This window comes from Pseudomonas sp. GM50, from assembly GCF_000282375.1.
Classification (GTDB): domain Bacteria; phylum Pseudomonadota; class Gammaproteobacteria; order Pseudomonadales; family Pseudomonadaceae; genus Aquipseudomonas.
In genome coordinates this window covers 38499-64943 of the sequence record NZ_AKJK01000060.1, presented here as the reverse complement: position 1 = coordinate 64943, position 26445 = coordinate 38499, and the positions used below count along the sequence as shown (strand labels likewise).

The 26445-nt window shown below is 59.7% G+C and carries 24 protein-coding genes and 1 pseudogene; 16 read left to right on the top strand and 9 right to left on the bottom strand.

Annotated features, from left to right (window positions below):
• Positions 1-41 precede the first annotated feature (41 nt).
• Positions 42-1529 carry a helicase HerA-like domain-containing protein gene (locus PMI30_RS14375; protein WP_032835491.1) on the bottom strand — a complete coding sequence of 496 codons (1488 nt, stop codon included), beginning with the start codon at positions 1527-1529 and terminating at the stop codon, positions 42-44.
• Between the two features lie 175 nt (positions 1530-1704).
• Between PMI30_RS14375 and PMI30_RS32145 the strand changes: the two are divergent.
• The 5 genes and pseudogenes from PMI30_RS32145 to PMI30_RS14395 form a co-directional block, all read left to right on the top strand.
• A pseudogene (locus PMI30_RS32145) lies at positions 1705-2736 on the top strand (HAMP domain-containing protein); the annotation flags it as partial.
• Positions 2737-2829: 93 nt separating this feature from the next.
• Complete coding sequence (locus PMI30_RS32140; RefSeq protein WP_443216304.1) at positions 2830-3594, top strand: methyl-accepting chemotaxis protein; 765 nt, start codon at positions 2830-2832, stop codon at positions 3592-3594.
• Positions 3595-3790: 196 nt separating this feature from the next.
• Positions 3791-4912, top strand: coding sequence for a glycosyltransferase family 4 protein (locus tag PMI30_RS14385; RefSeq protein ID WP_032835486.1), 1122 nt, complete (start codon positions 3791-3793; stop codon positions 4910-4912).
• Complete coding sequence (locus PMI30_RS14390; RefSeq protein ID WP_008010082.1) at positions 4905-5681, top strand: DUF2334 domain-containing protein; 777 nt, start codon at positions 4905-4907, stop codon at positions 5679-5681. The genes PMI30_RS14385 and PMI30_RS14390 overlap by 8 nt, the downstream gene beginning before the upstream one ends.
• Positions 5678-6673, top strand: coding sequence for a lysylphosphatidylglycerol synthase transmembrane domain-containing protein (locus PMI30_RS14395; protein WP_008010081.1), 996 nt, complete (start codon positions 5678-5680; stop codon positions 6671-6673). Before PMI30_RS14390 ends, PMI30_RS14395 begins: the two co-directional genes overlap by 4 nt.
• 10 nt (positions 6674-6683) lie before the next feature.
• Here the strand turns inward: PMI30_RS14395 and PMI30_RS31515 are convergent, their stop codons facing one another.
• Both PMI30_RS31515 and purU read right to left on the bottom strand, forming a co-directional pair.
• Entirely contained in the window at positions 6684-6860 is a 177-nt protein-coding gene (locus tag PMI30_RS31515; protein ID WP_008010079.1) for a hypothetical protein, read from the bottom strand.
• 82 nt (positions 6861-6942) lie between these two features.
• Positions 6943-7791: a formyltetrahydrofolate deformylase gene (purU, locus tag PMI30_RS14400; protein WP_007903852.1), complete on the bottom strand. Its 849-nt coding sequence runs from the start codon at positions 7789-7791 to the stop codon at positions 6943-6945.
• A 326-nt stretch (positions 7792-8117) separates the two neighbouring features.
• Here purU and mvaT point away from each other — a divergent pair, with 326 nt between their 5' ends.
• A complete protein-coding gene (gene mvaT, locus PMI30_RS14405) occupies positions 8118-8495 on the top strand; it encodes a histone-like nucleoid-structuring protein MvaT (RefSeq protein ID WP_007903853.1) in 378 nt (125 codons plus the stop codon).
• A gap of 98 nt (positions 8496-8593) precedes the next feature.
• Here mvaT and sbcB read toward each other — a convergent pair whose 3' ends face one another.
• Positions 8594-10024: an exodeoxyribonuclease I gene (sbcB, locus tag PMI30_RS14410; RefSeq protein ID WP_008010078.1), complete on the bottom strand. Its 1431-nt coding sequence runs from the start codon at positions 10022-10024 to the stop codon at positions 8594-8596.
• Between the two features lie 182 nt (positions 10025-10206).
• On the opposite strand from sbcB, the gene PMI30_RS14415 reads away from it, so the two are divergent.
• The 8 genes from PMI30_RS14415 (at position 10207) to PMI30_RS14450 (ending at position 18185) form a co-directional block, all read left to right on the top strand.
• The gene (locus PMI30_RS14415) at positions 10207-10932 is read left to right on the top strand and encodes an RDD family protein (RefSeq protein WP_008010076.1); all 726 of its coding nucleotides are present in this window, start codon (positions 10207-10209) and stop codon (positions 10930-10932) included.
• Positions 10929-11906, top strand: coding sequence for a stage II sporulation protein M (locus PMI30_RS14420; protein ID WP_008010075.1), 978 nt, complete (start codon positions 10929-10931; stop codon positions 11904-11906). Before PMI30_RS14415 ends, PMI30_RS14420 begins: the two co-directional genes overlap by 4 nt.
• Positions 11893-13434, top strand: coding sequence for a DUF4129 domain-containing protein (locus tag PMI30_RS14425; RefSeq protein WP_008010073.1), 1542 nt, complete (start codon positions 11893-11895; stop codon positions 13432-13434). The genes PMI30_RS14420 and PMI30_RS14425 overlap by 14 nt, the downstream gene beginning before the upstream one ends.
• Positions 13431-14594 carry a DUF4350 domain-containing protein gene (locus PMI30_RS14430; protein WP_008010072.1) on the top strand — a complete coding sequence of 388 codons (1164 nt, stop codon included), beginning with the start codon at positions 13431-13433 and terminating at the stop codon, positions 14592-14594. The genes PMI30_RS14425 and PMI30_RS14430 overlap by 4 nt, the downstream gene beginning before the upstream one ends.
• Entirely contained in the window at positions 14591-15589 is a 999-nt protein-coding gene (locus tag PMI30_RS14435; protein ID WP_008010068.1) for an AAA family ATPase, read from the top strand. The genes PMI30_RS14430 and PMI30_RS14435 overlap by 4 nt, the downstream gene beginning before the upstream one ends.
• 192 nt (positions 15590-15781) lie before the next feature.
• Positions 15782-17113 (top strand): DUF58 domain-containing protein, encoded by a 1332-nt coding sequence (locus PMI30_RS14440; protein ID WP_008010067.1) that lies wholly within the window; start codon positions 15782-15784, stop codon positions 17111-17113.
• 137 nt (positions 17114-17250) lie between these two features.
• The gene (locus PMI30_RS14445; RefSeq protein WP_008010065.1) at positions 17251-17499 is read left to right on the top strand and encodes a hypothetical protein; all 249 of its coding nucleotides are present in this window, start codon (positions 17251-17253) and stop codon (positions 17497-17499) included.
• Between the two features lie 299 nt (positions 17500-17798).
• On the top strand, positions 17799-18185 hold the full coding sequence (locus tag PMI30_RS14450) for a DUF6124 family protein (RefSeq protein ID WP_008010064.1): 387 nt from the start codon (positions 17799-17801) through the stop codon (positions 18183-18185).
• Positions 18186-18331: 146 nt separating this feature from the next.
• On the opposite strand, the gene PMI30_RS14455 is transcribed toward PMI30_RS14450, so the two are convergent.
• A complete protein-coding gene (locus PMI30_RS14455; protein ID WP_008010061.1) occupies positions 18332-18691 on the bottom strand; it encodes a PilZ domain-containing protein in 360 nt (119 codons plus the stop codon).
• A gap of 240 nt (positions 18692-18931) precedes the next feature.
• Positions 18932-19315 carry a tetratricopeptide repeat protein gene (locus tag PMI30_RS14460; RefSeq protein ID WP_007898326.1) on the bottom strand — a complete coding sequence of 128 codons (384 nt, stop codon included), beginning with the start codon at positions 19313-19315 and terminating at the stop codon, positions 18932-18934.
• A 191-nt stretch (positions 19316-19506) separates the two neighbouring features.
• On the opposite strand from PMI30_RS14460, the gene pyk reads away from it, so the two are divergent.
• Positions 19507-20958, top strand: a complete 1452-nt coding sequence (pyk, locus tag PMI30_RS14465) for a pyruvate kinase (protein WP_008010060.1) — start codon at positions 19507-19509, stop codon at positions 20956-20958.
• 207 nt (positions 20959-21165) lie between these two features.
• Here the strand turns inward: pyk and PMI30_RS14470 are convergent, their stop codons facing one another.
• The 3 genes from PMI30_RS14470 to PMI30_RS14480 form a co-directional block, all read right to left on the bottom strand.
• The gene (locus tag PMI30_RS14470) at positions 21166-21915 is read right to left on the bottom strand and encodes an enoyl-CoA hydratase-related protein (protein WP_008010058.1); all 750 of its coding nucleotides are present in this window, start codon (positions 21913-21915) and stop codon (positions 21166-21168) included.
• Positions 21916-22110: 195 nt separating this feature from the next.
• Positions 22111-23046, bottom strand: coding sequence for an iron-sulfur-binding ferredoxin reductase (locus PMI30_RS14475; RefSeq protein ID WP_008010055.1), 936 nt, complete (start codon positions 23044-23046; stop codon positions 22111-22113).
• The gene (locus PMI30_RS14480; RefSeq protein WP_032835480.1) at positions 23039-24145 is read right to left on the bottom strand and encodes a GGDEF domain-containing protein; all 1107 of its coding nucleotides are present in this window, start codon (positions 24143-24145) and stop codon (positions 23039-23041) included. The genes PMI30_RS14475 and PMI30_RS14480 overlap by 8 nt, the downstream gene beginning before the upstream one ends.
• A gap of 476 nt (positions 24146-24621) precedes the next feature.
• On the opposite strand from PMI30_RS14480, the gene PMI30_RS14485 reads away from it, so the two are divergent.
• The gene (locus PMI30_RS14485; RefSeq protein WP_007898341.1) at positions 24622-26145 is read left to right on the top strand and encodes a fumarate hydratase; all 1524 of its coding nucleotides are present in this window, start codon (positions 24622-24624) and stop codon (positions 26143-26145) included.
• The last annotated feature ends 300 nt before the right edge of the window (positions 26146-26445 follow it).

Below are 26445 nucleotides of genomic sequence, written 5' to 3'. Positions count from 1 at the left end.
AGCCTCGCTCCTACAGGGGGTGATTGTGTCCGTTCAGATTTTCAGCGGCGTTTGCTGCCACCGAGCAATGAGCCCATCAACCCGCGTACCAGCTGTCGGCCCAATTGATTCGCCGCTTGTCGCATCGCTGATTTCAGCGCCTGGCCTGCCGCCGTGCCGAGGAATTCCCCGGCCTTGTCGGTAAAGCTCGGTTCTTCAGGTGCAGGTTTGCCCGGCGCGGCTTCCGGATCCGGCGCCAGGCCTTTGCGCCCCATCAGCACTTCATAAGCCGATTCGCGATCGACCGGTTTGTCGTAACGCCCCTTGAACGGCGAACCGGCGATCAGCACGGTGCGTTCGGTCTCGGTCAACGGCCCGATCCGCGATTGCGGCGGTGCAACCAATACACGCTGGACCATTCCCGGCGTGCCCTTGTCTTGCAAGGTACCGACCAGCGCCTCGCCGATCCCCAACTCGGTCAACACCGACAAGGCGTCAAAGGCCGGGTTCGGCCGGAAACCGTCGGCCACCGCACGCAGGGATTTCTGCTCTTTGGCGGTAAACGCGCGCAAACCGTGCTGAATGCGCAGGCCCAGTTGAGCCAGCACATCATCCGGCAAGTCACCCGGCGATTGGGTGACGAAATACACGCCCACGCCTTTCGAGCGAATCAGCCGCACCACTTGTTCCAGACGTTCCTGCAATGCCTTGGGCGTACCGGCGAACAACAAGTGCGCTTCGTCGAAAAACAGCGCCAACAGTGGTTTCTCGGCATCGCCGCGCTCCGGCAGTTGCTCGAACAATTCGGCCAGCAACCACAGCAGGAACGTCGCATAGACCTTCGGCGCTTCGTGCACCAGACGGCTGGCATCGAGCAAGTGAATGCGCCCGCGACCATCCACGGCCGGTTGCAACATATCTTCCAGTTGCAACGCCGGTTCGCCGAACAGCGCTTCGGCGCCCTGCTGTTCCAGCGTCGCCAGACGGCGCAACAGCGCCTGGCTGGAGCCGGTGGTCATCAACGCCGCGTCATCCCCCAGCAGTTCGGGGTTGTCGCGCAGGTGATTGAGCAGCGCTTTCAAATCCTTGAGATCCAGCAGCAACAGCCCTTCGCGGTCGGCCACCTTGAACGCGGCATAGAGTGCCGACTGCTGACTGTCGGTCAGTTCCAGCAGGCTGCCGAGCAACAACGGGCCCATTTCGCTCAAGGTCGTGCGCAGTGGGTGACCGGACTGACCGTTAATGTCCCACAGGGTCACCGGATACGCCTGAGGCTTATGGTTCAGCCAGGGCATCCCGGCGATCCGCTCCGCGACCTTGCCTTGAGGGTTGCCGGCGGCGCCCAGGCCGCACAGGTCACCTTTGATGTCTGCCGCGAACACCGCCACGCCGGCATCGCTGAAGGCTTCCGCCAGACGCTGCAAGGTGACGGTTTTGCCAGTCCCGGTAGCGCCCGCTATCAGGCCGTGACGGTTGGCCAGGCGCATGGCCTGGGCGATGGACTGGCCCGCGAGATCAGCGCCGATAACGAGTTGCAATGAGTCAGGCATTTTGTCACCCATGGTTAATCTTTGATCCTTCATGGCCGATACAACAAACGAGAGACCAGACTGAAAATAGCGTAGGTAATTCCCTAAGGAGAGGACGGAAATATCAGCTTACTTTCAACACTACCCATTTTGCGCGTCTTTATAAAAACAATAAGACCTTAGCGGACCCCAGGCCATGAACAAAAATCTGCGCTTCAGCCATAAAATACTGCTTGCCGCCGCCCTCATCGTTATTGCTGCCTTCGCCTCGTTCACACTGTACAACGACTATCTGCAGCGTAATGCGATACGCAACGACCTGGACAACTATCTGCAAGAAATGGGCAGCGTAACGGCCAACAATATCCAGACCTGGCTGGCCGGACGCAGCCTGCTGATCGAGAACCTGTCACAAAACGTCGCCCTGAACGCCGACACCGACAACGTCTCCAAGCTACTCGAGCAGAAGGCGGTAACCTCGACTTTCATGGGCGCCTATCTGGGCAACAAGGATGGCACCTTCATCATCCGCCCTGACAGCAAGATGCCCGACGGCTATGACCCTCGTGTCCGGCCTTGGTACAAGAGCGCCCAAAGCACCGGCGGCTCGGCACTGACCGAACCCTATATCGATCTCGCGTCCGGCCAACTGGTCATTTCCATCGTCAACAGTGTGCTCAAGGACGGTCAAAGCATCGGTGTGGTCGGTGGCGACCTGAGCTTGCAGGTGATCGCCGACAGCCTCAACGCGCTGGACTTCGACGGCATGGGTTATGCCTTTCTGATCAGCGCCGATGGCAAGATTCTGGTGCACCCGGACAAAGCCCTGGCGATGAAGTCCCTGAGCGAGGCGTACCCGAAAAACACCCCGCGCATCAGCAAAGACCTCAGTGAAATCGACGTCGACGGCAAGACCCGCATCGTCACCTTTACCCCAATCAAAGGCTTATCCTCGGTCAATTGGTACATCGGCCTGTCGGTGGATAAAGACAAAGCCTTCGCGAAGCTCAGCGAATTCCGTGCCTCGGCGGTCATCGCGACCGTGATTGCCGTGGCCATCATCATCGCCCTGCTGGGCATGTTGATCCGCATCTTGATCCAGCCGCTGCACGTCATGACCCGCGCCATGGAAGACATCGCCGACGGTGAAGGCGACCTGACCAAGCGCCTGACCATCCAGAATCAGGACGAATTCGGCATCCTCGGCACGGCGTTCAACCGTTTTGTGGAACGGGTTCATACCTCGATCCGCGAAGTGTCCTCGGCCACCGGGCAAGTCAACGAAGTGGCCCTGCGGGTAGTGGCCGCCTCGAATTCGTCGATGTTCAATTCCGACCAGCAAGCCTCGCGCACCAGCAGCGTTGCTGCGGCAATCAACCAGCTCGGTGCCGCGGCCCAGGAAATCGCCCGTAACGCCGCGCAAGCGTCAAGTCAGGCCAGCGACGCGCGCAGCCTGGCCGAAGACGGCCAGCAAGTGGTGGATCGCAGCATTGCCGCGATGAATCAACTGTCGAGCATGCTCAGCGCTTCGAGTACCAACATCGAATCGCTGAACAGCAAAACCGTGAACATCGGGCAGATTCTCGAAGTCATCACCAGCATCTCCCAGCAAACCAACCTGCTGGCGCTCAACGCTGCCATTGAAGCGGCACGTGCCGGTGAAGCCGGGCGTGGTTTTGCCGTGGTAGCCGACGAGGTGCGCAACCTGGCACACCGCACGCAAGAGTCGGCGCAACAGGTGCAAACCATGATCGAGGAGCTGCAAGTGGGCGCCCGCGAATCCGTCAGCACCATGAGCGACAGCCAGCGCCACAGCCAGGACAGCGTGGAAATCGCCAACCTGGCCGGCGAACGCTTGAACAGCGTGACGTTGCGCATCGGCGAAATCGACGGCATGAACCAGTCCGTGGCCACAGCGACCGAGGAACAGACGGCGGTGGTTGAATCGATCAACGTGGACATCACCGAGATCAACACGCTGAACCAGGAAGGCGTGGAAAACCTGCACTCGACGTTGCGAGCGTGCTCGGACCTTGAACAGCAGGCTTCGCGATTGAAGCAGTTGGTAGGTAGTTTCCGGATTTAAGTCGCTCTTGCGGGCCCCTTCGCGGGCAAGCCTCGCTCCTACAGGATCACTCCAATCCGTGTAGGAGCGAGGCTTGCCCGCGAAGACGGTTTGCTAATCCCCGCAAAACCTCGCTGACACCCCCACCCGCAAAACCCCAATCGAACATCTATCCTTCATATAGGTCAACCAAAGGGAGAACAACGGTCCCGGAGGGATGTTCATCGTGCATATCGCTGACATAACCATGTTCTACGCCCCTGCCAGCGGTGGCGTGCGCACTTACCTGGATGCCAAACACCGCCGCCTGGGCAGCAAGCCAGGCATTCGTCACAGCTTGCTGATCCCTGGGGCACATTTGAGTGAACAGGATGGCGTTTACACGGTTCCGGCCCCTGCCTTGCCCTTTGGCAAGGGTTATCGCTTCCCCCTCCGTCTCGCGCCGTGGCGCAATGTCCTGCAGGTTTTACAACCCGATCTGATTGAAGTCGGCGACCCCTACCTGACTGCCTGGGCTGCTTTGGACGCCAAGCGGCAACTCGATGTGCCGGTGATCGGCTTTTATCATTCGGACCTGCCGCTGCTGGTCAGCAATCGCATGGGTAACTGGGTTACCCCCAATATCGAAGCTTATGTCAGCAAACTCTATGGCAACTTCGACCGGGTTCTGGCGCCGAGTCAAATCATGGCCGATAAACTGATCGGGTTGGGCGTGAAGAACGTTTTTGTACAACCGCTGGGCGTCGACCTGCAAACGTTCAACCCCAGTGCACGGGATCCAGGTTTGCGAGCCGAATTGGGCATCGATGAAAACACCCACCTGCTGATCTTCGCCGGCCGTGGTTCCAAGGAAAAAAACCTGCCGGTGCTGCTCAAATGCATGAAACGCCTGGGTCGTCGCTATCACCTGTTACTGGTCGGCTCGTCAATGCCTACCCTGGTACCGCGCAATGTCACCGTCCTCGATGAGTTCTACCCGGCGGCGCAAGTCGCGCGTTTGATGGCCAGTGCCGATGCGCTGGTGCATGCCGGTGACCAGGAAACCTTCGGCTTGGTGGTCCTCGAAGCCATGGCCAGCGGCATTCCGGTGGTGGCCGTGGCGGCCGGGGCTTTTCAGGAAATTGTCACCGATCAATGCGGCCTGCTTTGCGCGCCGAACAATCCAGCCGCGATGTCCAACGCGGTGCGCGAACTGTTCAGTCAGGGCAGCGCCGCGCTGGGCAAACAAGCCCGCCGCCATGTCGAGCAACATTACGCCTGGGACACCGTGGTCGACAGCCTGCTGGGGCACTATCACGCCGTTCTCGGTACTCAATGGCCACTGACCGCCAATGGTTGAGCCCATGAACGCGCCCAGCCTGTTACTGGTGCTGCACGACGTTGCGCCGCAAACCTGGCCCGATTACCAGGCCTTCGTCGAAGCCGTCGACGCGCTGGGTGAGGTGCCGATCACCTGGCTGGTGGTGCCGGATTTCCACAAGCATAACGACCTGAATGCGTATCCGGCGTTTCGACGTTTGCTGACCCGCCGGGTCACTCGCGGCGACGAACTGGCACTGCACGGTTATTTTCATTGCGATGAAGGACCGATCCCCATCACTCCCCGAGACTGGTTCATGCGCCGAATCTACACCCATGAAGGCGAATTCTACGACCTGTCACAGGAAGCCGCCCTCACCCGCCTGCGTGGCGGAATCGAGGTGTTCCAGCGTTACAACTGGCCATTGGAAGGTTTCGTCGCTCCGGCCTGGCTAATGAGCGAAGGCACCCGCCAAGCCTTGCGTCAGGTACCGCTGCGCTACACCAGCGACTCGCAGCATCTGTATCGATTGCCGGATTTCACCGCGATCGATGCCCCGTGCCTGGTCTGGAGCGCGCGCAGCGCCTGGCGTCGAGGCCTGTCGAAAATCGTCAGCGATCAGCGTGAACAACGCTGGCGCCAGGCCCCGGTGATTCGTCTCGGCCTGCACCCCGTGGACATGCGCCATGAGTTCTCGCGTCACTACTGGCTGCAAACCCTTAAGCGTTTGCTCGACGAGGGCCGCGTGCCAATGACCAAGGCCAACTGGCTGGCCCGGCAACGCGACCCCATCGGTCGCGCCGCATGAGCCGCGGGATTCTGCTGGTCGTCGCCCTGCTCGCTGCGGTGCTCATCCCGTCGTTGCTGGGTGGCGCAGAGACATGGTCGCGGTTGCAAAGCTTTCCGCTGAAATGGTTGCTGATTATGTTCGGCATGATCCTGCTCTGCTGGATGCTCAACAGCCAGCGCTTGCGCCTGCTGCTGGGGGATCAACGCCATAAGGTCAGCCGCTTCAAAAGTCTCGGGGTGGTGATGTCCGCCGAGTTCGCCTACTGCGCCACCCCCGGCGGCAGTGGCGGACCGCTGACCATCATGGCGTTGCTGGCACGCCACGGCGTGCGGCCGGCCAGGGGCAGCGCCGTGTTCGCCATGGACCAGTTGAGCGACCTGCTGTTTTTTCTCTGCGCGCTGAGCGCGATTCTGATTTATGCACTGTTCCAGCACCTCAGTCAGCGCATGGAATGGCTGCTGACGGTCAGCGCCGTCTCAATGTTCGGCGGGTTGTTCAGTTGCGTATTAGCGGCTCGCTACCACCGCTCGCTGATTCGTCTGAGTGGTCGGTTGCTCGCTCGTCTCAATGTCAAAGGCACCACCCGGATGCGCTGGGCGCGAAAACTCCTGCACTTTCTGGCAGCGTTCACTGACACATTGAAGCTGCCTTTTCAGACGTTGATCACGGTGTTTGCACTGACCTGCCTGCATTGGCTCTTGCGCTATAGCGTGTTGTATCTGGCATTGCGCGGGCTGGGTGTGGACTTGCAGTGGGCCTGGTGTTTTCTGATCCAGATGCTGTCGCTGAGTGCCGGGCAGTTCAGCCTGTTGCCGGGCGGTGCCGGGGCGGCGGAATTGACATCGGCGGCGCTGCTGGCGCCCATGGTCGGGAAATCCACCGCGGCGGCGGCGATTCTGATCTGGCGAACAGTGACCTATTACTTCTATCTGGTGGTCGGTGGCCCGGTGTTCTTGCTGATGCTTGGGCGGCCGTTGCTCAAGAAGTTGATGAAGTTCAAGCAGGCTTAAAGGATCTTTTTCAGGAGTCCCTGGGTTCATCCTCAGAATCGTCCTGCAACTGCTCCCACAACTCGGCGGCACCGGGAAACTCCGTGCCGTCTTCGGGGTTCAGGTCATCCGGGTCATAACGACTCAAACAGCCCTCACCCAATGTGGCGGGTGCTTTGGAAGTGGCTTTGTCCAGTGGATCGGCCATGGTCATGTTCTCAGTGCAAAAACGGCGAAGGGCCTGAAAGCGATTGAACGCCCAGGCCCTTCGAATTTCAACCGTACAGCTATCAGAACACGACGGTTTTGTTGCCATGCACCAGCACCCGGTCTTCCAGGTGATAACGCAGACCACGGGCCAGCACCATTTTCTCGACATCACGGCCGAAGCGCACCATGTCTTCAATGCTGTCGCTGTGACTCACGCGCACCACGTCTTGCTCGATGATCGGACCGGCGTCCAGCTCTTCGGTGACATAGTGGCAAGTAGCGCCGATCAACTTCACACCGCGCATCGAAGCCTGGTGATACGGCTTGGCACCGACGAACGACGGCAAGAAGCTGTGATGAATGTTGATGACTTTATGGGCATATTCGCTGCACAACTCAGGCGGCAGAATCTGCATGTAACGGGCAAGTACCACCACTTCGGCCTCGTGCTGTTTAACCAGACGCGAGACTTCGGCGAAGGCCGGCTCCTTGTTCTGTGGATTGACCGGGACATGGTAGTAAGGAATACCGTGCCACTCGACCATGCTGCGCAAATCATCATGGTTGGAAATCACGCAGGCGATTTCACAGTCCAGTTCATCGCTGTGCCAGCGGTGCAGCAAGTCGGCCAGGCAGTGGGATTCGCGGCTGGCCATCAACACCACACGTTTCTTCTGCTCGGTGTCGGTGATGCGCCAGTCCATCGAAAACTCTTCGGCAATCGGTGCAAACGCTTCGCGAAAGGCTTCGATACCGAAAGGCAGCGAATCGGCACGAATTTCGTGACGCATGAAGAACCAGCCACTGAGATTATCCGAGTGATGGCTCGCTTCAGTGATCCAGCCGTTATGTGACGCCAGAAAGTTACTGACTTTAGCAACGATGCCGACGCGGTCCGGGCAAGCAATCACCAGCCGAAAAGTGCGCATGAGGGGGAAACTCCAGAACTTCGCAAAGGCCGCTATTCTAGCGATTGTGCAGCAAAACTGCAGTATTGATGACGTATGGCTTTGCCCGCAGGGCCGGTACAGGTTCTGCAAGCACCTGGCTGCCCCACGCGATGGTGTTCTTTGGGCAATCTTCAAGAGGTCAACTGTGAATATTTGTGACGCTATTTAACTGTCCCTCCAATGTGTGTCCTGTTCCGCAACTAATTTAAATAAAACTCCGGTTAAATGTTTACTTGATGAAACACCCTGACTATTATTGTCGCACTGTCACCCTGTCATCCAGCGCCCAACATAAGGTAGTCCCCATGTCCTTGATCAACGAATATCGCGCCACCGAAGAAGCTATCAAAGAGCTGCAAGCCCGTTTGAAGAATCTGTCCCAAGACGACAAACTGCAAACCGAGCTGGAATTCGAAGGCAAACTGCGCACCCTGATGGGCGAATACTCCAAATCCCTGCGTGACATCATCGCGCTGTTGGATCCAGAGTCCAAAACCAAGGCTCCACGTGGCGGCGCAGTAAAAACTACCGGCACCAAGCGTGCTCGCAAAGTTAAACAATACAAAAACCCGCACAACGGCGAAGTCATCGAAACCAAAGGTGGCAACCACAAGACTCTGAAAGAGTGGAAAGCCAAGTGGGGCGGTGACGTGGTTGAAAGCTGGGCTACCCTGCTGGGCTAAGCCGCAAGCGTGTCGCAGACTGATCCGCGACCAAAAGAACGCCAGCAAATGCTGGCGTTTTTTTATGCCTGGAATTCAAGCGCAGCTTATTCTCGTTTTCAAAGACTCAAACGTTTGCGTAATGCCTGGACATGATTCTGCCATTCATCCAGAACCTCTCGCTGAAACGATGTAGCACTAGTCATCAATTGAGCAGCCACCTCCAGAAAACTATCCAGCGTATTTGGCGCGCCCCACTCAGGTGCACACAAACGTTTCTGACAGAATATTCGCCAGCGTTCTTGCTCTTCCAGGCTCAACGTATCGGGAAAGTTGCGTGCACGATAACGAAACAATAATTCAGGCAAACGCTCATCATCGAAAGGCCACTGTTCTTGTGCTAATTGCGCAGGGTCGGCGGCTCTGACTTGCTCACATAGACGCCGGTCCCGATCACCGATAAAACCGTCGTATAACTGTTGCTCGGGGTCTTGGCTCGGAGAAAAATCGTCGCGGGCGTAAATGTCTGACACTTTATCTCGCCAAACTTGTTGTGCGTCACTTAGCCGCAGCGCCCGCTCCTGATAAAGCGCCATGTCCAGCCCCAAACGTTGCTGATCCAAAGGACGAAGTACCGATAACGGCGCCACTACCGGGCACTTGTTGATGTGTATGAGCTTGAGCGGCACCGGCAGTTCACCTTCGGCCAAGTCATCGCGCCGGGTATAAAGCCGCTGACGCAAGGTTTCGGCATCCAGGTCGAGCAACCCCTGAGGGTCCAGGTGCAGGTCACAGACAATCAGCGCGTTGCGATTACGGGGATGCCAGGCCAACGGCAGCACCACACCCACATAGTGGCGGGCCGCCGAAAAGCGCCCGGAAATATGCACCATCGGTTGCAACAGCCGAATTTGATCCATCACCTTTTGTTTGCTGCGCAATTGAAACAGCCAGTCATACAACTTCGGCTGTTTTTCCCGAATCAGACGCGCCAGGGCGATGGTGGCGCGAACATCCGACAGCGCCTCGTGTGCATGCCCGTGATCGATGCCATTGGCGGCCGTCAGACGTTCGAGTTTGAGTGTCACCCGCCCTTCGTCGTCCTTGGGCCAGACGAGGCCATCGGGACGCAAGGCATAAGCTGCGCGCACCACATCGATCAAATCCCAACGGCTGTTGCCGCCCTGCCACTCTCGTGCATAAGGATCGAAAAAGTTTCGATACAGGCTGTAGCGGGTCATCTCGTCGTCAAAACGCAGCGTGTTGTAGCCGGCCCCACAGGTGCCGGGCGCCGCGAGCTGGGCATGAACCCGTGTCATGAAATCGGCTTCGCTCAAACCTAGCTCGGCCAGACGCCCGGGCGTAATACCGGTAATCGCGCACGCCGCCGGATGAGGCAGGATGTCGTCACTGGGCTGGCAATAAAGGTTGACCGGTTCGTCTATTTCATTGAGATCGAAGTCGGTGCGAATCCCCGCCACTTGCAGCGGGCGGTCGCAACGGGGGTTGATGCCAGTGGTTTCATAGTCGTACCAGAAGATCGAGGTCACGGGTTGTTCCTGAACTGAAGACCGGCGAAGTCTAGGCGCACACATACCGCCCCGACCAGAATCTTGTCATTCAATCATCTCTGGCCACTCACTGTGCAATACATAGTTATGTCGTTTTCCCCCAAGAGGCTGCTAGCATCGAACGGAGATCGAATCCGGACCAGGCCACATCAAGGTTGCCCATGCTCGAGACCACAGCACTGCAAAGGAACGCGACGCTGGCCCCGCCACTGGACACGCGGTATCACGTCGAAACGCCCGAAGGCATCGACTTGCCGCTGCGCCCGGCCGGGTTGATGGTACGTGCGCTGGCGTTCGCCATCGACCTGGGCCTGCGCGGGGTGATTGTGGGCCTGCTGTTTATTGTGTTGGCGTTCCTGGGGAAACTGGGCGCCGGGCTGGGTTCTATTCTGCTGTTCGTGGTGAGCTGGTGGTACATGGTGCTGTTCGAAGTGCTCAATCAGGGCCGCTCACCGGGCAAGCAGTGGATGGGGTTGCGCGTCGTTCATGACGATGGCACGCCGATCGGCTGGTCCGCGTCCTTGCTGCGCAACCTGCTGCGGTTTGTCGACATGTTGCCGTTCGGCTACTTTCTCGGGGCGATCAGTTGCCTGCAACACCCCTCCTTCAAACGCCTCGGCGACCTGGCCGCCGGTACGCTGGTGATCTACCGCGAACAACCGCTCACCCGACCGCAACTGCCCGACGTCCCACCGCGGCGCGCGGCCTTCGCGCTGACGCTGACCGAGCAACGCGCCATCCTCGGGTTTGCCGAGCGCCAGGGTGAACTCTCCGAGGCGCGGGCCAACGAGCTCGCCTCGATACTCGCGCAACCGTTGCAGGTATCGACGCCACAGGCGAGGGCCGAACTCAATGGCATCGCCCGTGGACTGTTGGGCCCCACATGAAGCAAAGCCTTTTCGAAAGTCGCCACAGCGCCGAATGGGAGCAGTTTGCACTCATGCTTGAACGGCTGGAACGAGGCCGGAGCGCCTCAGGAGTCGCCAGTTTCCCCAGCGACTATCGACGGCTCTGCCAACACCTGGCCTTGGCTCAGGAGCGCGGCTACAGCAGTTTCCTGATCGATTCATTGCAGCAACAGGTCCTGCGCGGGCATCAACAGCTTTATCGGCATCGCAGTCGACTGGGTGCCAACGTACTGAGTTTCATCCTCGCCGATTTCCCGCGGCTGGTGCGTGAACAGTGGCGTTTCGTGCTTGCCGCCAGCCTGATGTTTTTTGCCAGCCTGATCGGCTTCGCGTTGCTGGTGTATCTGTTCCCCGACCTGGTCTACAACCTGATCCCGGCCGAGCAGGTCAGTGAGATGCAAAGTATGTACGACCCGGTCGCCGGCCACCTGGGACGTTCGGCCGAACGGGCGGCCAGTGAAGACTGGGTAATGTTCGGTTACTACATCATGCACAACATCGGCATCGCTTTTCAGACCTTCGCCAGCGGTTTGCTGTTTGGCCTGGGCAGCGCGTTTTTCCTGTTCTTCAACGGTTTGATGATTGGTGCGGTGGCCGGGCACCTGACGCACATCGGCTATGGGCAAACCTTCTGGTCGTTCGTGATCGGCCATGGCGCCTTCGAACTGAGTGCCATTGCCCTGGCCGGCGCCGCCGGCCTGCAACTGGGCTGGGCGTTGATCGCGCCGGGACGTTTGCCCCGCGCCGAGGCCTTGCGACTGGCGGCGCGCAAGAGCGTGTTGCTGATTTGTGGGGTCATGCTGTTTCTGCTGATTGCGGCGTTTATCGAAGCCTACTGGTCGTCGCGGACCGGGCTCGCGCCGCTGACCAAATACCTGGTCGGCGCGGTGCTCTGGTTGTTGGTGGCGACTTATCTGCTGTTTGCCGGACGGACTCGCCATGCGCCTGAGTGATGCCAGTGTGGTGATCCGCCCGCGCACGACCTGGGAAGCCATGGACCTGGGAGTGTTGCTGAGTCAGCGTCATCGACGCCTGTTGATGACCAGTTGGGCCATCATGACCTTGCCGATCTTCGCCCTGCTCACCTTGCTGCTGTGGGATTCACCCTCCCTCGCCGTGTTCCTGTTCTGGTGGCTCAAGCCGGCGTTCGATCGGCTGCCGCTGTACATCCTGTCCAAAGCCATGTTTGGCGAAACGCCCACGCTGAAACAGGCCCTGCGCCAATGGCCGCGCTTGCTCAAGCCACAATTGCTGGCCAGCCTGACCTGGCGCCGCCTGAGCCTGAGCCGCAGTTTTCTGATGCCGGTGGTGCAACTCGAAGGTCTGGCGGACGAAGCACGCCAACAACGTTTGCGCGTACTGCTGCAACGCAACGCGGGTGCCGCCCAGTGGCTGACGATCATCGGCGTACATCTGGAAACCGCGCTGTGGATCGGCTTGATGGTGCTGTTCTACATGCTCTTGCCGCAACAGGTCGAACTCGACTGGGGCTGGCAGACCTTGATTACCGCCGCCACCCAGGACTGGCGCTGGCTGGAACACCTGACCAATACCTTTTACGTTCTGGTGCTGATTGTCTGGGAACCGATTTATGTGGCCTGCGGTTTCAGCCTTTATCTGAACCGGCGCACGCGGCTGGAAGCCTGGGATATCGAACTGGTCTTTCGCCGATTGCGCCAGCGCATGACCAGCTCGGTCGTCACGCTGCTGCTGGCCGCGATCCTGTTGGTGCCGACGGTGCAAAGCGTCTGGGCCGCCGAACCGGTTATCTCACCGGACTCTGCGCGCCTGCTCGACCAGCCACTGACCAGCAAGGCATCCCGGGACAGCATCAAGGCCATCCTCGATCAACCACCCTTCAAGAATAAGGAAACGGTCACGCGCTATCGTTTTGGCGAAGACAAACCCGCCCCCGATACTGCGGGCGATGGTCAAACGCCCGCTTGGCTGAAGGCGTTGTTCAGCTTGCTGGACAGCCAACGTTTCGGCGTATTGGCCAACCTGATCGAAGTGTTGCTGTGGAGCACAGTGATCGGCGTCATTGGGCTGTTGATCTGGCGTTACCGCGACTGGCTGCGGGCCTTTGTCAGCCGCCGCCCCACATTAAATCGCAAAGTCGCGCGGTTACCGCAGCAGGCGTTCGGCCTGGACCTCAGCCGCGAAACCCTGCCCGCCGACATCGCCGCCAGCGCCGAAAGCCTCTGGCAGACCCATCCCCGTGAAGCCCTCGGGTTGCTCTATCGCGCCCTGCTCAGCCACTTGCTGCACGACTTCAACATGGCGCTCAAACCCGCCGACACCGAAGGCGAAGTTCTTCAGCGCGTCGAACAACTGCGACAACCGGCCTTGCTGGCCTTCAGTAAAAACCTCACCGGGCACTGGCAAAACATGGCGTATGGGCATCGATTGCCCCCCGCGCATTTGCAACAGGAACTCTGTGACGGCTGGCGCACGTTGTTCGGCCCGGGAGCGGTCCGTTGAACCGGCGTTTGTGGCTTTCGGTCGGTGCGTTCATCGCTCTGCTGGTGGGCGCACTGAGTGTTTACCTGTACTTCAAGGCCATACCCTATCCAGCAGAAATTGATCACGGTCCATCGCCCGAAGCCCAGGCCAACCCCTATCTGGCGGCCGAGCACTTTCTGCGCAAACAGGGCCTGACCGTCAGCCACGCCAACAGCCTCGATATCCTGCCGACCCTTGAACCCCATCAACACAGTCTGTTGTTGCTCGGCGACCGCTCGAACATGTCGCCGCGACAGGTGGATCAGGTGTTGAACTGGACTCGGGCCGGTGGACGTCTTTTATTCGTCGCCGAAGCCCTGTGGGATGAGAAGACCGGCCAGAGCAATGACCTGCTGCTCGACCGGGTGCAGGTGCACCAGTTCCTGAGCAAAGACCTCAAGGACCCGCCACCCGATCTCCTCGATGACCCCTACCCCAAACTGACCAAGCTCTACCTGGAAAACGAGGAGGCGCCGGCCTACGCCGGCTTCGATACCGCGTTCCACCTCGACGACCCGAAAAACCTCGCCCAGGCCTGGGCCAACAGCGGCAAGGCCACGCACATGATGCAGCTCAGTCACGGGCTGGGTTCGATCACCGTGGTCACCGACGCCGACCTCTGGAAAACCCCGGCCATCGACCAGTACGACAACGCCTGGCTGCTGTGGTACCTGACGGCCGACACCGACGTGACCCTGCTGTTCAATACCGATCACGACAGCTTGCTGACCTTGCTGTGGCGCTACTTTCCACAAGCCCTGGTGGCCCTGATCGCCTTGATCATTTTCGGGTGCTGGCATGTTGGCGTACGTAACGGCCCGTTGCTGGAGCCGGCCACGAGAGCCCGCCGCCAGCTTCAGGAACACCTGCGTGCCAGTGCCGATTTCATGCTCCGTCACAACGGTCAGCACAGCCTGTTGCAAGCCTTGCAACAAGACATCCTGCGTCGTGTCCGTCACCGTCATCCCGGTTTTGAACAACTCGGCGTTGCCGAACAATGGCTGGTGCTCGCACGCCTGACTGGCCAACCCACACGCGCCATCAGCCAGGCCATGAGCCCGCGACCGAAGCAGCGCCTGCCCAGCGCTGAATTCAGCCGTCAGGTCGCCCACCTGCAAACCTTGAGGAACGCCTTATGAGTGAGATTGAGCCCGGCACACAGACCCACGCCGCCCAGCAGCGCCAGCGCGCCAGCCAGTTGGCCCAAGCGGTAAGGACGGAACTGCAGAAAGCCGTGATCGGCCAGAACATCGTGATCGACGATGTGCTCACCGCCCTGATCGCCGGCGGCCATGTGCTGCTCGAAGGCGTGCCGGGGTTGGGCAAGACGTTGTTGGTGCGTGCCCTCGCTCGCTGCTTCGGCGGTGAATACGCACGCATCCAGTTCACCCCGGACCTGATGCCCAGCGATGTCACCGGGCACGCGGTGTACGACTTGCAAACCGAGCAATTCAAACTGCGCAAAGGGCCGTTGTTCACCAACCTGCTGCTGGCCGACGAGATCAACCGCGCCCCGGCGAAAACCCAGGCGGCGTTGCTCGAAGCCATGCAGGAACGCCAAGTCACCCTCGAAGGCCGCGCCCTGCCCATCGCGCAACCGTTCATGGTACTCGCCACGCAAAACCCCATCGAACAGGAAGGCACTTACCCGTTGCCGGAAGCCGAGCTCGACCGCTTCATGCTCAAGGTGCGCATGGACTACCCCGATGCCGAGCAGGAACTGGACATGGTGCGCCAGGTCAGCCGTTCGACCCGTGCCGACATGCTTGATGTGCAACCGTTGCGCACCGTGTTGCAAGCCAAGGACGTGCTGGCCTTGCAGCGCATTGCCAGTGATCTGCCCTTGGACGATCAGGTACTCGATTACGCCGTGCGCCTGGCCCGCACCACTCGTACCTGGCCGGGGTTGACCCTCGGCGCCGGGCCACGCGCATCAATCGCCCTGGTACGTTGCGCCCGCGCCCGGGCCTTGTTGCGCGGCGGCGAATTTGTGATTCCCGATGACATCAAAGGCTGCGCGCTGGCCGTTCTGCGTCACCGTGTGCGAATTGCCCCGGAGCTGGACATCGAAGGGCTGGAAGTGGATCAGGTGCTCAAGCAACTGCTCGATCAAGTGCCGGCGCCGCGGCTGTGACCGATCCGTGGCGAGGGGGCTTGCCCCCGTTGGGTTGCGAAGCAGCCCCAAAAGCAGTCAACGCGTACTGTCAGTGAGAACGCGTCTATCCGTTTTACGACTGCTTCGCAGCCGAACGCGGGCAAGCCCGCTCGCCACAGAGGTACTGTGCCAAATGGTTGAATGTAGCCCTTATCAAGGAGTCGCGACGCCATGAAACCCACGCGCCTGCTACTGATCTGGCTCGCAGTCCTGCTGGCCATCGGCATCGTGCTGGGCGCATTGCGGGCATTGGACATCGAGGTTCCATCGAGCCTGTTGTCGATCAACTGGGGATTGCTGTTAGCGCTGCTGGCCCTGGCGACACTCGACGCCATCCGCCTAAAACGCCAGCCCTCGCCTCGCGTGCAACGGCAAATGCCCGGCAGCCTGGCGCTCGGTCGATGGGGCGAAGTGCGACTGGAGGTCGAGCACGATTTTGCTCAACCGCTGAACGTACACATCTTCGACCATGTGCCGCACGGCCTGGACTTCGAACACCTTCCATTGTCCGTCGAACTGCAACCCGGCCAACAGAGCCAGATCGGCTATCGCCTGCGCCCACTCAAGCGCGGCCACTTCACCTTAGACCACTGCGAAATCAGCCTGCCGAGCCCAATGGGCCTATGGTCAGGCAAACGTTTACTGAACGTAGTCGACAACACCCGCGTCTACCCCGACTTCGCCCGCCTCTACGGCGGCCAACTGCTGGCGGTGGATAACTGGCTCAGCCAGCTCGGCGTGCGCCAACGCCAGAGACGCGGTCTGGGTCTGGAATTTCATCAACTGCGCGAATTCCGCGAGGGCGACAGCCTGCGTCAGATCGACTGGAAAGCTACGGCACGCCAGCGCACACCGATTGCCCGTGAGTATGAGGACGAGCGTGATCAGCAGATCATTTTCATGCTTGATTGTGGGCGGCGCATGCGCAGCCAGGACGGCGAACTTTCGCATTTCGATCACGCGCTCAATGCCTGCCTGTTGCTCAGCTACGTCGCGCTACGCCAGGGCGATGCAGTGGGCCTGAGCACCTTCGCCAGCCATCAGCCGCGCTACCTAGCCCCGGTCAAAGGCACTGGTCAACTCAACGTGTTACTCAACAGCGTTTACGATCTCGACAGCACACAATGCCCCGCCGACTATCTGGTCGCCGCCAACCAGTTGTTGGCCAGACAAAAACGCCGGGCACTGGTGGTGCTGGTGACCAACCTGAGGGATGAAGACGACGAAGAATTGCTTACCGCCGTCAAACGGCTGAGCCGTCAGCATCGGGTGTTGGTGGGCAGCCTGCGCGAAGAGGTGCTCGACAGTCTGCGGCACGCGCCGGTACAAACATTGCCCGAGGCGCTGGCCTATTGCGGGATAGTGGATTATATGAATGTACGGGCAGAGCTCCATGAGCAGTTGAGTGCTCATGGTGTTCCGGTGCTGGATGCTCGGCCCTCAGAACTGGGGGCCGAGATGGTGACGCGGTATATGGGATGGAAAAAAGCTGGAACGATGTAATGGCCAATCCCATACAAAATAGTCATGTCACGATATGAATATGATGTGCGAGCACGTATGACTAGCTCCCACCCCAGAGTAATTACGAGAAGCAGTCCCACCCACCAATCTGATAGCTCTATCACAAGGAATCAATCATGGACGATGCAAAACTATTCGCTTCAGTGCTAACGCAGATCAATGAGAACCAACTGGCATTGTGTGCCGCTGTAGAGGAGCTATCGAATTGGGTGGCGCAGCAAGGGGCTGCCGAAACAGCGGATAACATCCGATGCGCCTTACAAACGCTAGATGTAAACCAAGATTTTATCTCTTTGGCACTTATTTCTATCTCCACCGATTTTAATAATTCACAGATCCCCAAAAAGCCTGATCTTAATGACTAGCTAACCTTCAACATTTGTAGATTCTCCTAGGCATTACCCGATGTTCCTGATCGTGTAGTAACGAGGGGCAATAAGCTATGCCATGTAAAAACTGACGTTAATGGCCGGTAATCTGCTTGTTGTCCTCTCCCATCAGGCTTCGCGAATAACTGCGCTAATGACTACAGAATGAAGCGCATCTGCCTACAAATATCAGCGACCAGTCTGATTGTGGGTGATGTCCGTCCCGACATAAGGTTCTCCTATCGCCGCCCTTTCGTTATTTCCGAATCGGTGGCAGCCCCAACAAGGAGTTAACCGTGATAACGCCCCGACCCAACCCACTCAAAACCACCTCCAGTTCGCCCTACAGCACCCTCGACTCGAAAAAACTCCACGAAGCTGCCGACAGGGCCCTCGATCACTATCTCAAACGGGAAAACACTAAACCGTGCTTTGCCGAAGAACGCACCACCGAGGAACGATCCATGAAAATGTTCACCGTCGTACCCGATGCAAACCCCGAAGCCCTCATCATCCAGACCTACGAAACCTTTTCCTCGGTCAGCATTCTGTTGCTCGATCTGGCAGAAAGCCTGGACGACAAGCAGCGGCATCTGGCGATGGCGATTTATCAGATGAGTGAGATGGGGTTGATGCTGGCGGAGCGGTCGCTGGATATCGAGCGGGCGATCAGCCCGGCCTGACCTTTAGATGTCGGGTGTCTGTACTGACGCCATCGCGAGCAAGCCCGCTCCCACAGGGATCTTCGGTGACCACACAATAGGTGAACACCGCCGAAACTGTGGGAGCGGGCTTGCTCGCGATGGCGATTATGACGCCGCCGCAGCCTTCAGGCCGAGGCAGGCAACGGCTGAAAACTGAAGTACTGTTTCAACGCCCCGACCAATTGCCCATATTCCGGCGGTGCCCGTTGCAGGCTGAAGCCGGCGTCGTAGTGGTGGGGGGTTGCGTCCTCGTGACACCACAGACAGCAGGCGTTGAGGTCGATGACCTGCTGACAATGGCCATCCATGGGGATTTTCAGGCGCAGATTAAAGTCGGCGCCCACCATCATCGGCAACTGGCTGATCAACATCAGCCCGTCCTCGGACAAATTGCCCAGAAAGCCAATGGGCTTGTCGGTGACGCTGTTGAACACTTTGAGAAAATACGGCAGTTGATGCCGCTCGATCCGGCGGTCAGTGAACATGCTGATTTCGCTACGCAAGGCCCTTAAGCAGGGCCGCACTAATGCTTCGGAACGGGCCTGCTCTATTGCTTTATAGGCATAAGCCGCGCTCTCCCCGATCCTGGTGCGACAGTCCGTCCATCCGCTGTCACTTACTGCTGCCGATCACAGGTGTTACCTCGATTAGAAACAAGGTTCTAAACCGATTTATTCGACTATAGCTCACCGCCGCCGGTCAGCCAGCCTTTGAATACCCTTCAATCAGAACCGGGTCGGGCTCACGACCGCCGCGCTACGGGTCGGGTAATGCCCCAGGCTCTGCAAGGTTTCCAGGCGGGCACGGGCGCGGTAGGCGTATTCGCTTTGCGGGTACGAGGCGATGATGAACTGGTAAGTCTGGACCGCGTCGACAAACATTTTCTGCCGTTCCAGGCACTGGCCGCGCATCATCGACACTTCCGGCCACACATAAGGCCGCGCACGGCTGGCGCGCTCGACCTTGGACAGCTCGAGCATCACTTGCTCGCAGTTGCCGCGCTCATAGGCGCTGTAGGCATTATTCAAATGATGGTTCATCGACCAACGGGTGCAGCCCGTGACGCTGAGGGCACTGATGGCAAGGGCGGCAATGAGCACGAATCGCATGGGGGATCTCCTGTCTTGAGCTCTGTATCGACCCATCAGCGGAAATCTTCAGGATGGCTTGCTGCAAAGTTGTCGTGTTCAATAAAGAAAGCAATCACCAGGTTCTTCATGAAAAAGTAGTGCAAACGAACAATGACTACACCCAAAGACCATAGTAGCCTCTGCTTGCGCTTGAACTCAGGAGTCTTTGCATGTCCGTCCGTCGTACCAAAATCGTCGCTACCCTTGGCCCGGCCAGTAACTCGCCGGAAGTTCTCGAACAGCTGATTCTGGCTGGCCTGGACGTCGCCCGTCTGAACTTCTCCCACGGCACCCCCGACGAGCACAAGGCTCGCGCGAAGCTGGTGCGTGACCTCGCTGCCAAGCACGGCCGCTTCGTCGCCCTGCTGGGTGACCTGCAAGGCCCGAAAATTCGTATCGCCAAATTCGCCAACAAGAAGATCGAGCTGAAGATCGGTGATCAATTCACCTTCTCTACCAGCCATCCGTTGACCGAAGGCAACCAGCAAGTGGTCGGCATCGACTACCCGGACCTGGTGAAAGACTGCGGCGTGGGCGACGAGCTGCTGCTCGACGACGGCCGCGTGGTCATGCGCGTCGATACCGCCACCGCCACCGAGCTGCACTGCACCGTGACCATCGGCGGCCCGCTGTCGGACCACAAAGGCATCAACCGTCGCGGCGGCGGCCTGACTGCACCGGCCCTGACCGAGAAAGACAAGGCCGACATCAAGCTCGCAGCGGAAATGCAAGTCGACTACCTCGCGGTGTCCTTCCCGCGTGACGCCGCCGACATGGAATACGCCCGTCAACTGCGCGACGAAGCCGGCGGTACTGCCTGGCTGGTGGCGAAGATCGAACGCGCTGAAGCCGTGGCCGACGACGAAACCCTCGATGGCCTGATCAAAGCCTCCGATGCGGTGATGGTTGCCCGTGGTGACCTGGGTGTGGAAATCGGCGACGCCGAGTTGGTGGGCATTCAGAAGAAAATCATTCTGCACGCACGCCGCCACAACAAAGCGGTGATCGTCGCGACCCAGATGATGGAGTCGATGATCCAGAACCCGATGCCGACCCGCGCCGAAGTCTCCGACGTAGCCAACGCCGTGCTCGACTACACCGACGCCGTGATGCTCTCGGCCGAAAGTGCTGCCGGTTTGTACCCGCTGGAAGCCGTACAGGCCATGGCGCGCATCTGCATCGGCGCTGAAAAGCACCCGACCGGCAAGACCTCCAGCCACCGCATCGGCAAGGAATTCACCCGTTGCGACGAGAGTATTGCGCTGGCGACCATGTACACCGCCAACCACTTCCCGGGCGTCAAGGCGATCATCGCCCTGACCGAAAGCGGCTACACCCCGCTGATCATGTCGCGCATCCGCTCCTCGGTGCCGATCTATGCCTACTCGCCACACCGCGAGACCCAGGCGCGTGCGGCAATGTTCCGTGGCGTGTACACCATCCCGTTCGATCCGGCTTCGCTGGAGCCGCATGAAGTCAGCCAGAAGGCGATCGACGAGCTGGTCAAGCGTGGCGTAGTGGAAAAAGGCGACTGGGTCATCCTGACCAAGGGCGATAGCTACCACACCACCGGCGGCACCAACGGCATGAAGATCCTGCACGTGGGCGACCCGCAGGTCTGAGTGATCGCTCGCTGAAATACAAAAGCCCCGCCATGTGAATGGCGGGGCTTTTTGGTTTTTGAGCCGAAAGTTGTGTTGCCTGGGCGGGCCTCATCGCGAGCAGGCTCGCTCCCACATTGGCCAGAGTTGTTCACAAATCATGTGACCACCACAAAACCCTGTGGGAGCGAGCCTGCTCGCGATGGCGTCAGCCCGATCTCCACACATTCAATGCCTGTTGATAAACCCCGACAACGCCGCCATCGCTTCCGGCGAACGCAGCCGCTGGGTGAACAACGCACCCTCTTCTTCGATCACCTTGCGCAACTGTTCCCGATCCGGCGCTTTCATCAATTGCTTGCTGATGCGCACCGCCTCTGGTGGCAGCGATTCAAATCGCAACGCCATCTCCCGCGCCTTGGCCAACACCGCCTCGCCACTGTCCAAGGCTTCAGTCGCTATCCCCCACGCCGCCGCCTGTTCACCACTGAAACCCTCGCCGAGCAACAACAACTGCGCGGCTTTGGCATGGCCGAGCAAGCGCGGCAGGATCAGGCTAGAACCGAACTCCGGGCATAACCCGAGGTTGACGAACGGCATACGCAGCCGGGCGTCGGTGCTGACGTAAACCAGATCGCAATGCAGCAGCATCGTCGTGCCGATCCCCACTGCCGCGCCGGCCACGGCGGCGATCACCGGTTTACGGCACTCCAGCAAATTGAGCATGAAGTGGAACACCGGGCTGTCGAGGTTGCCCGGGGGTTGCTGAAGGAAATCAAGGATGTCGTTGCCGGCGGTGAAACACTCAGCGCCACCGGTGATCAGCACCGCATTGATTTCAGGGTCGGTATCGGCTTGCTTCAAGGCCTCGGCCAGGTGGCTGTACATGGCGCGAGTCAGGGCATTTTTCTTCTCGGGGCGATTGATGCGCAGGGTCAGCAGGCCGCGCTCGCGTTCAAATCGGATGGTATCGGGCATGGTGAGTCCTGATCTGAGAGGGGATCAACTGTGGCGAGGGGGCTTGCCCCCGTTCGGCTGCGAAGCAGTCGTAAAACCGGCACGCTCGGTTTGTCTGATACACCGAGGTGGCGTCTGTTTTTAGGGGCCGCTTCGCAGCCCAACGGGGGCAAGCCCCCTCGCCACAGCAAGCCCCCTCGCCACAGAAATCAGCGCTCAACCACGGGGTAGAAAGACATCCGCCAGCAGTTGATTGCGCGGCAAACCGGCCAGGTACAGGCGCCGGGCAAAGGCGTCGACGCTGTCGGGGGCCCCGCAGACTAAGGCCAGGGTTTGCCGCGAAACAAGGCGCAGTTGTGCCAAAGCCGCGGGCAACTCGGCCGCCGTCCACAGCTCGACGCTCAGGTTCGGACGGCTGGCGGCCATGGCTTGCAGGGGTTTGGCCAGATAATGCTCACCCGCATCATGGGCCAGGTGAATGACGCGGATGGGGCCCTGGTGATCCTGACGCAATGCTTCGCGCAAAATACCGAACAACGGCCCCAGACCGGTCCCGGACGCCAATAACCACAGCGGTCGGGTGTGCCAGTCCGGGTCGTAATGCAACGCCCCGCCGCGCAACTCGCCGAGGCGGATCGGATCGCCGATTTTCAAGCGACGCGCCGCATCACTGAATGCCCCCGGTTGGCGGCAATCGAGGTGAAACTCCAGAAATCGGTCTTCCTGCGGCAGACTGGCCAGGGAATACGGCCGCGCCACCTGACCCGCCCACAACACCAGATGTTGCCCCGCCTGATAGCGCAACGGTCGCTCGCAGGTCAGGCGTAAACGCAAAACGCTGGCGCTCAGCCAATCGCTGGCGGCCACCTGCGCAGCAAGACCATCACGCAGCGGGTCAAAAGTTTCGACTTGCAAATCGTCGATCAGCTGGCACTGACAGGCCAGCCGCCAACCCTGCTGACGCTGCTCATGGCTCAAGGCATCGGGACGATTGTCGCTGGGCAAGCCTTCGACACACTTGACCAGGCACGCATGGCAACTGCCGGCGCGGCAGCTATAGGGCACCGATACGCCATTCTGATTCAAGGCATCGAGCAGGTTGCTCCCCGCCGCCACCGTCCACTGGCGTTCGCCGACCCGCAGCTCAGGCATCGACATTCTCCCAGGCCGCCGCGCAACGGTTACGGCCGTCACGCTTGGCGCGATACAGCGCTTGATCGGCGCGGTGCAAGGCGTCATCCAGATCGTCGCCAAGCGCCAACAAGGTCATGCCCGCCGACAGGCTGAGGTGGCGCACATCCAGGCCGATCAACTCGACATCCATGAAGGCAATGCGCAACCGCTCGCAACATGCCGTCAGGCGCTCGGCATCGCAATCAGGCAACAGCACCACGAACTCTTCGCCGCCATAGCGGGCCAAAACATCGCCATCGCGCAGGCAGGCAGTGGCCACCCCGGCGAACGCTTGCAACACCTGATCGCCAGCGGCATGGCCGTGAACATCGTTGATGCGCTTGAAGTGGTCGAGGTCGATCAACGCCAGGCCATGCACCACATCAGCTTCCATGGCGTTCAACTCGCGGGAGGCCAGGCGCAGGAAATGTCGGCGGTTGAACAGCCCGGTGAGTTCGTCGGTCGCCACCAGGCCTTCGAGCTGGCGCATCATTCCGCGCAGGGTGTCTTGATGCGCCTGCAGGGCGAACCGCCGCTGACGCATACGCTGGCGCGACATCTGGACGTAACGGGCGTAAAGCACCAGCCACACGAGCACCACAAACAGCACGCACACCTGCAACAGGGCCAGCGTCGGGTCGGGCAGCTGAAAGTGGTAGCCCTCCCACAACGTGATGGCGCTGAAACTGAAAAACACCAGCAACGCGCATCGCGCGAAAGCCGTGCGCGAAAGATGAAACAGCCCGAACAACAGAATCAGCGGGTAAAACACCAGAAACGCGCCGCGAGCCTCGTCCAGATGAGCGATCAGCCAGGTTTGCCAACCCAGCCCCAGCAGTATTTGCACTTCGGTCAGGCTCGGGTCGGAACAGCGCAGGTTGCGACCGCTGGAGAACACCGCGAACAACGCCGCCTGGCTGAGCACCACCAACGCGCTGCCGATCGCCATGCCGGCGATGGATTCATCGTAATGGCCGGTGAAAAACGCCAGCCACAGCAGTAGCAAAGCCAGGGCGTAGGTGCCAGCTGCGAGGGCAAAGCGTTTGAGCAAAAGCCGCTGGATGGCGTTATGGGTCAATCGTGGATTCACCGTGGGAAAGGGGGCTGATTGAGTGTCCTACTCTACAGGCCGGATGCCACTTTAGTGGCGAGTCTGATAAATGACCATTCAATTTTCGGGGCAGAAAACTGGCGTCAAAGCCATGACCCGGACTCGGGATAATCCTGTGGTGAGGGGGCTTGCCCCCGTTCGGCTGCGCAGCAGTCGTAAAATCTGCCAATGCGGTGTGTGTACCTGAAAGAATGTCGGGGAGCGCTTCGCACTCCAACGGGGGCAAGCCCCCTCGCCACAGGCAAGCCCCCTCCCCCACAGGCAAGCCCCCTCGCCACAGAATCCGGTGCGTGTACAGGCCTGCGAGGCGCGGTATACTGCCGCGCCTTTTTAGCGTCGCGCCAGCATGCCCGGCGTGCCTTGAAAGGTGCTTGCAACCGACCGATGCACCCAAGCTGCAAGCACCTTATTGAATGTTCCCGTCTTTTAGAGGAGCGCGACTCATGACCGTGATCAAGCAAGACGACCTGATTCAGAGCGTTGCCGACGCCCTGCAATTCATTTCCTACTACCACCCCGTTGACTTCATCCAGGCGATGCACGAGGCCTATCTGCGTGAAGAATCGCCGGCAGCCCGCGATTCCATGGCGCAGATCCTGATCAACTCGCGCATGTGCGCCACCGGCCACCGCCCGATCTGCCAGGACACCGGTATCGTTACCGTGTTCGTACGCGTGGGCATGGACGTACGTTGGGATGGCGCCACCATGGGCCTGGACGACATGATCAACGAAGGCGTGCGCCGGGCTTACAACCTGCCGGAAAACGTCCTGCGTGCCTCGATCCTCGCCGACCCGGCGGGCGCTCGCAAAAACACCAAGGACAACACCCCTGCCGTTATCCACTACTCCATCGTTCCGGGCAACACCGTGGAAGTGGACGTGGCGGCCAAGGGCGGCGGCTCCGAGAACAAGTCGAAAATGGCCATGCTCAACCCGTCCGACTCGATCGTCGACTGGGTGCTGAAGACCGTTCCGACCATGGGCGCCGGCTGGTGCCCACCCGGCATGCTCGGCATTGGCATCGGCGGCACCGCCGAGAAAGCCGCCGTCATGGCCAAGGAAGTGTTGATGGAATCCATCGACATTCACGAGCTGAAGAAGCGTGGCCCATCCAACCGTATCGAAGAGATGCGTCTGGAGCTGTTCGAGAAGGTCAACCAACTGGGCATCGGCGCCCAGGGCCTGGGCGGTCTGACCACCGTGCTCGACGTGAAGATCATGGATTACCCGACCCACGCCGCGTCCCTGCCGGTGTGCATGATCCCCAACTGCGCCGCCACCCGTCACGCACACTTCGTGCTCGACGGTTCCGGCCCGGCCTCGCTGGAAGCGCCACCGCTGGACGCCTACCCGGAAATCGTCTGGGAAGCCGGTCCGTCGGCCCGTCGTGTCAACCTCGACACCCTGACGCCGGAAGAAGTGCAGAGCTGGAAGCCGGGCGAAACCGTCCTGCTCAACGGCAAAATGCTCACCGGTCGCGACGCAGCGCACAAGCGCATGGTCGAGATGCTGAACAAGGGTGAAACCCTGCCGGTAGATCTGAAAGGTCGCTTCATCTACTACGTCGGCCCGGTTGATCCGGTGCGCGAAGAAGTGGTTGGCCCTGCCGGTCCGACCACCGCGACGCGGATGGACAAGTTCACCCGTCAGATCCTCGAGCAAACCGGCCTGTTGGGCATGATCGGCAAATCCGAGCGCGGCCCTACCGCGATCGAAGCGATCAAGGACCACAAAGCTGTTTACCTGATGGCTGTTGGCGGCGCGGCTTACCTGGTGGCGCAAGCCATCAAGAAATCCCGCGTGGTGGCTTTCGCCGAACTGGGCATGGAAGCGATCTACGAGTTCGACGTTAAAGACATGCCTGTGACTGTTGCGGTCGACAGCAAGGGCGAGTCGGTACACATCACCGGTCCTGCCATCTGGCAGCAAAAGATCAGTGAAAGCCTGGCGGTGGAAGTGCAGTAAGCGCTTGCTTCGCAGTAAAAAGGGCGATCCTTCGGGGTAATGCCGGTCAGTTAAGGACAAATCGGACCTGTAGGAGCCAGGCTTGCCGGCGAAAGCGCACTTAAGGACGCCTTCGCCGGCAAGCCTGGCTCCTACAAAAATCGGTTTGCTCGCACAACTGACTGGCATTGATCCTTCGGGGTCGCTTTTTTTATGTCAGAAGGTTTTCAGTTGGCAATTAAAAACTGCCAGCGCTGATCAAATCATTCTAAAAAACCCCGCCGAACTGTCAGATATGACAGGTTACGCCACCTCCACCAA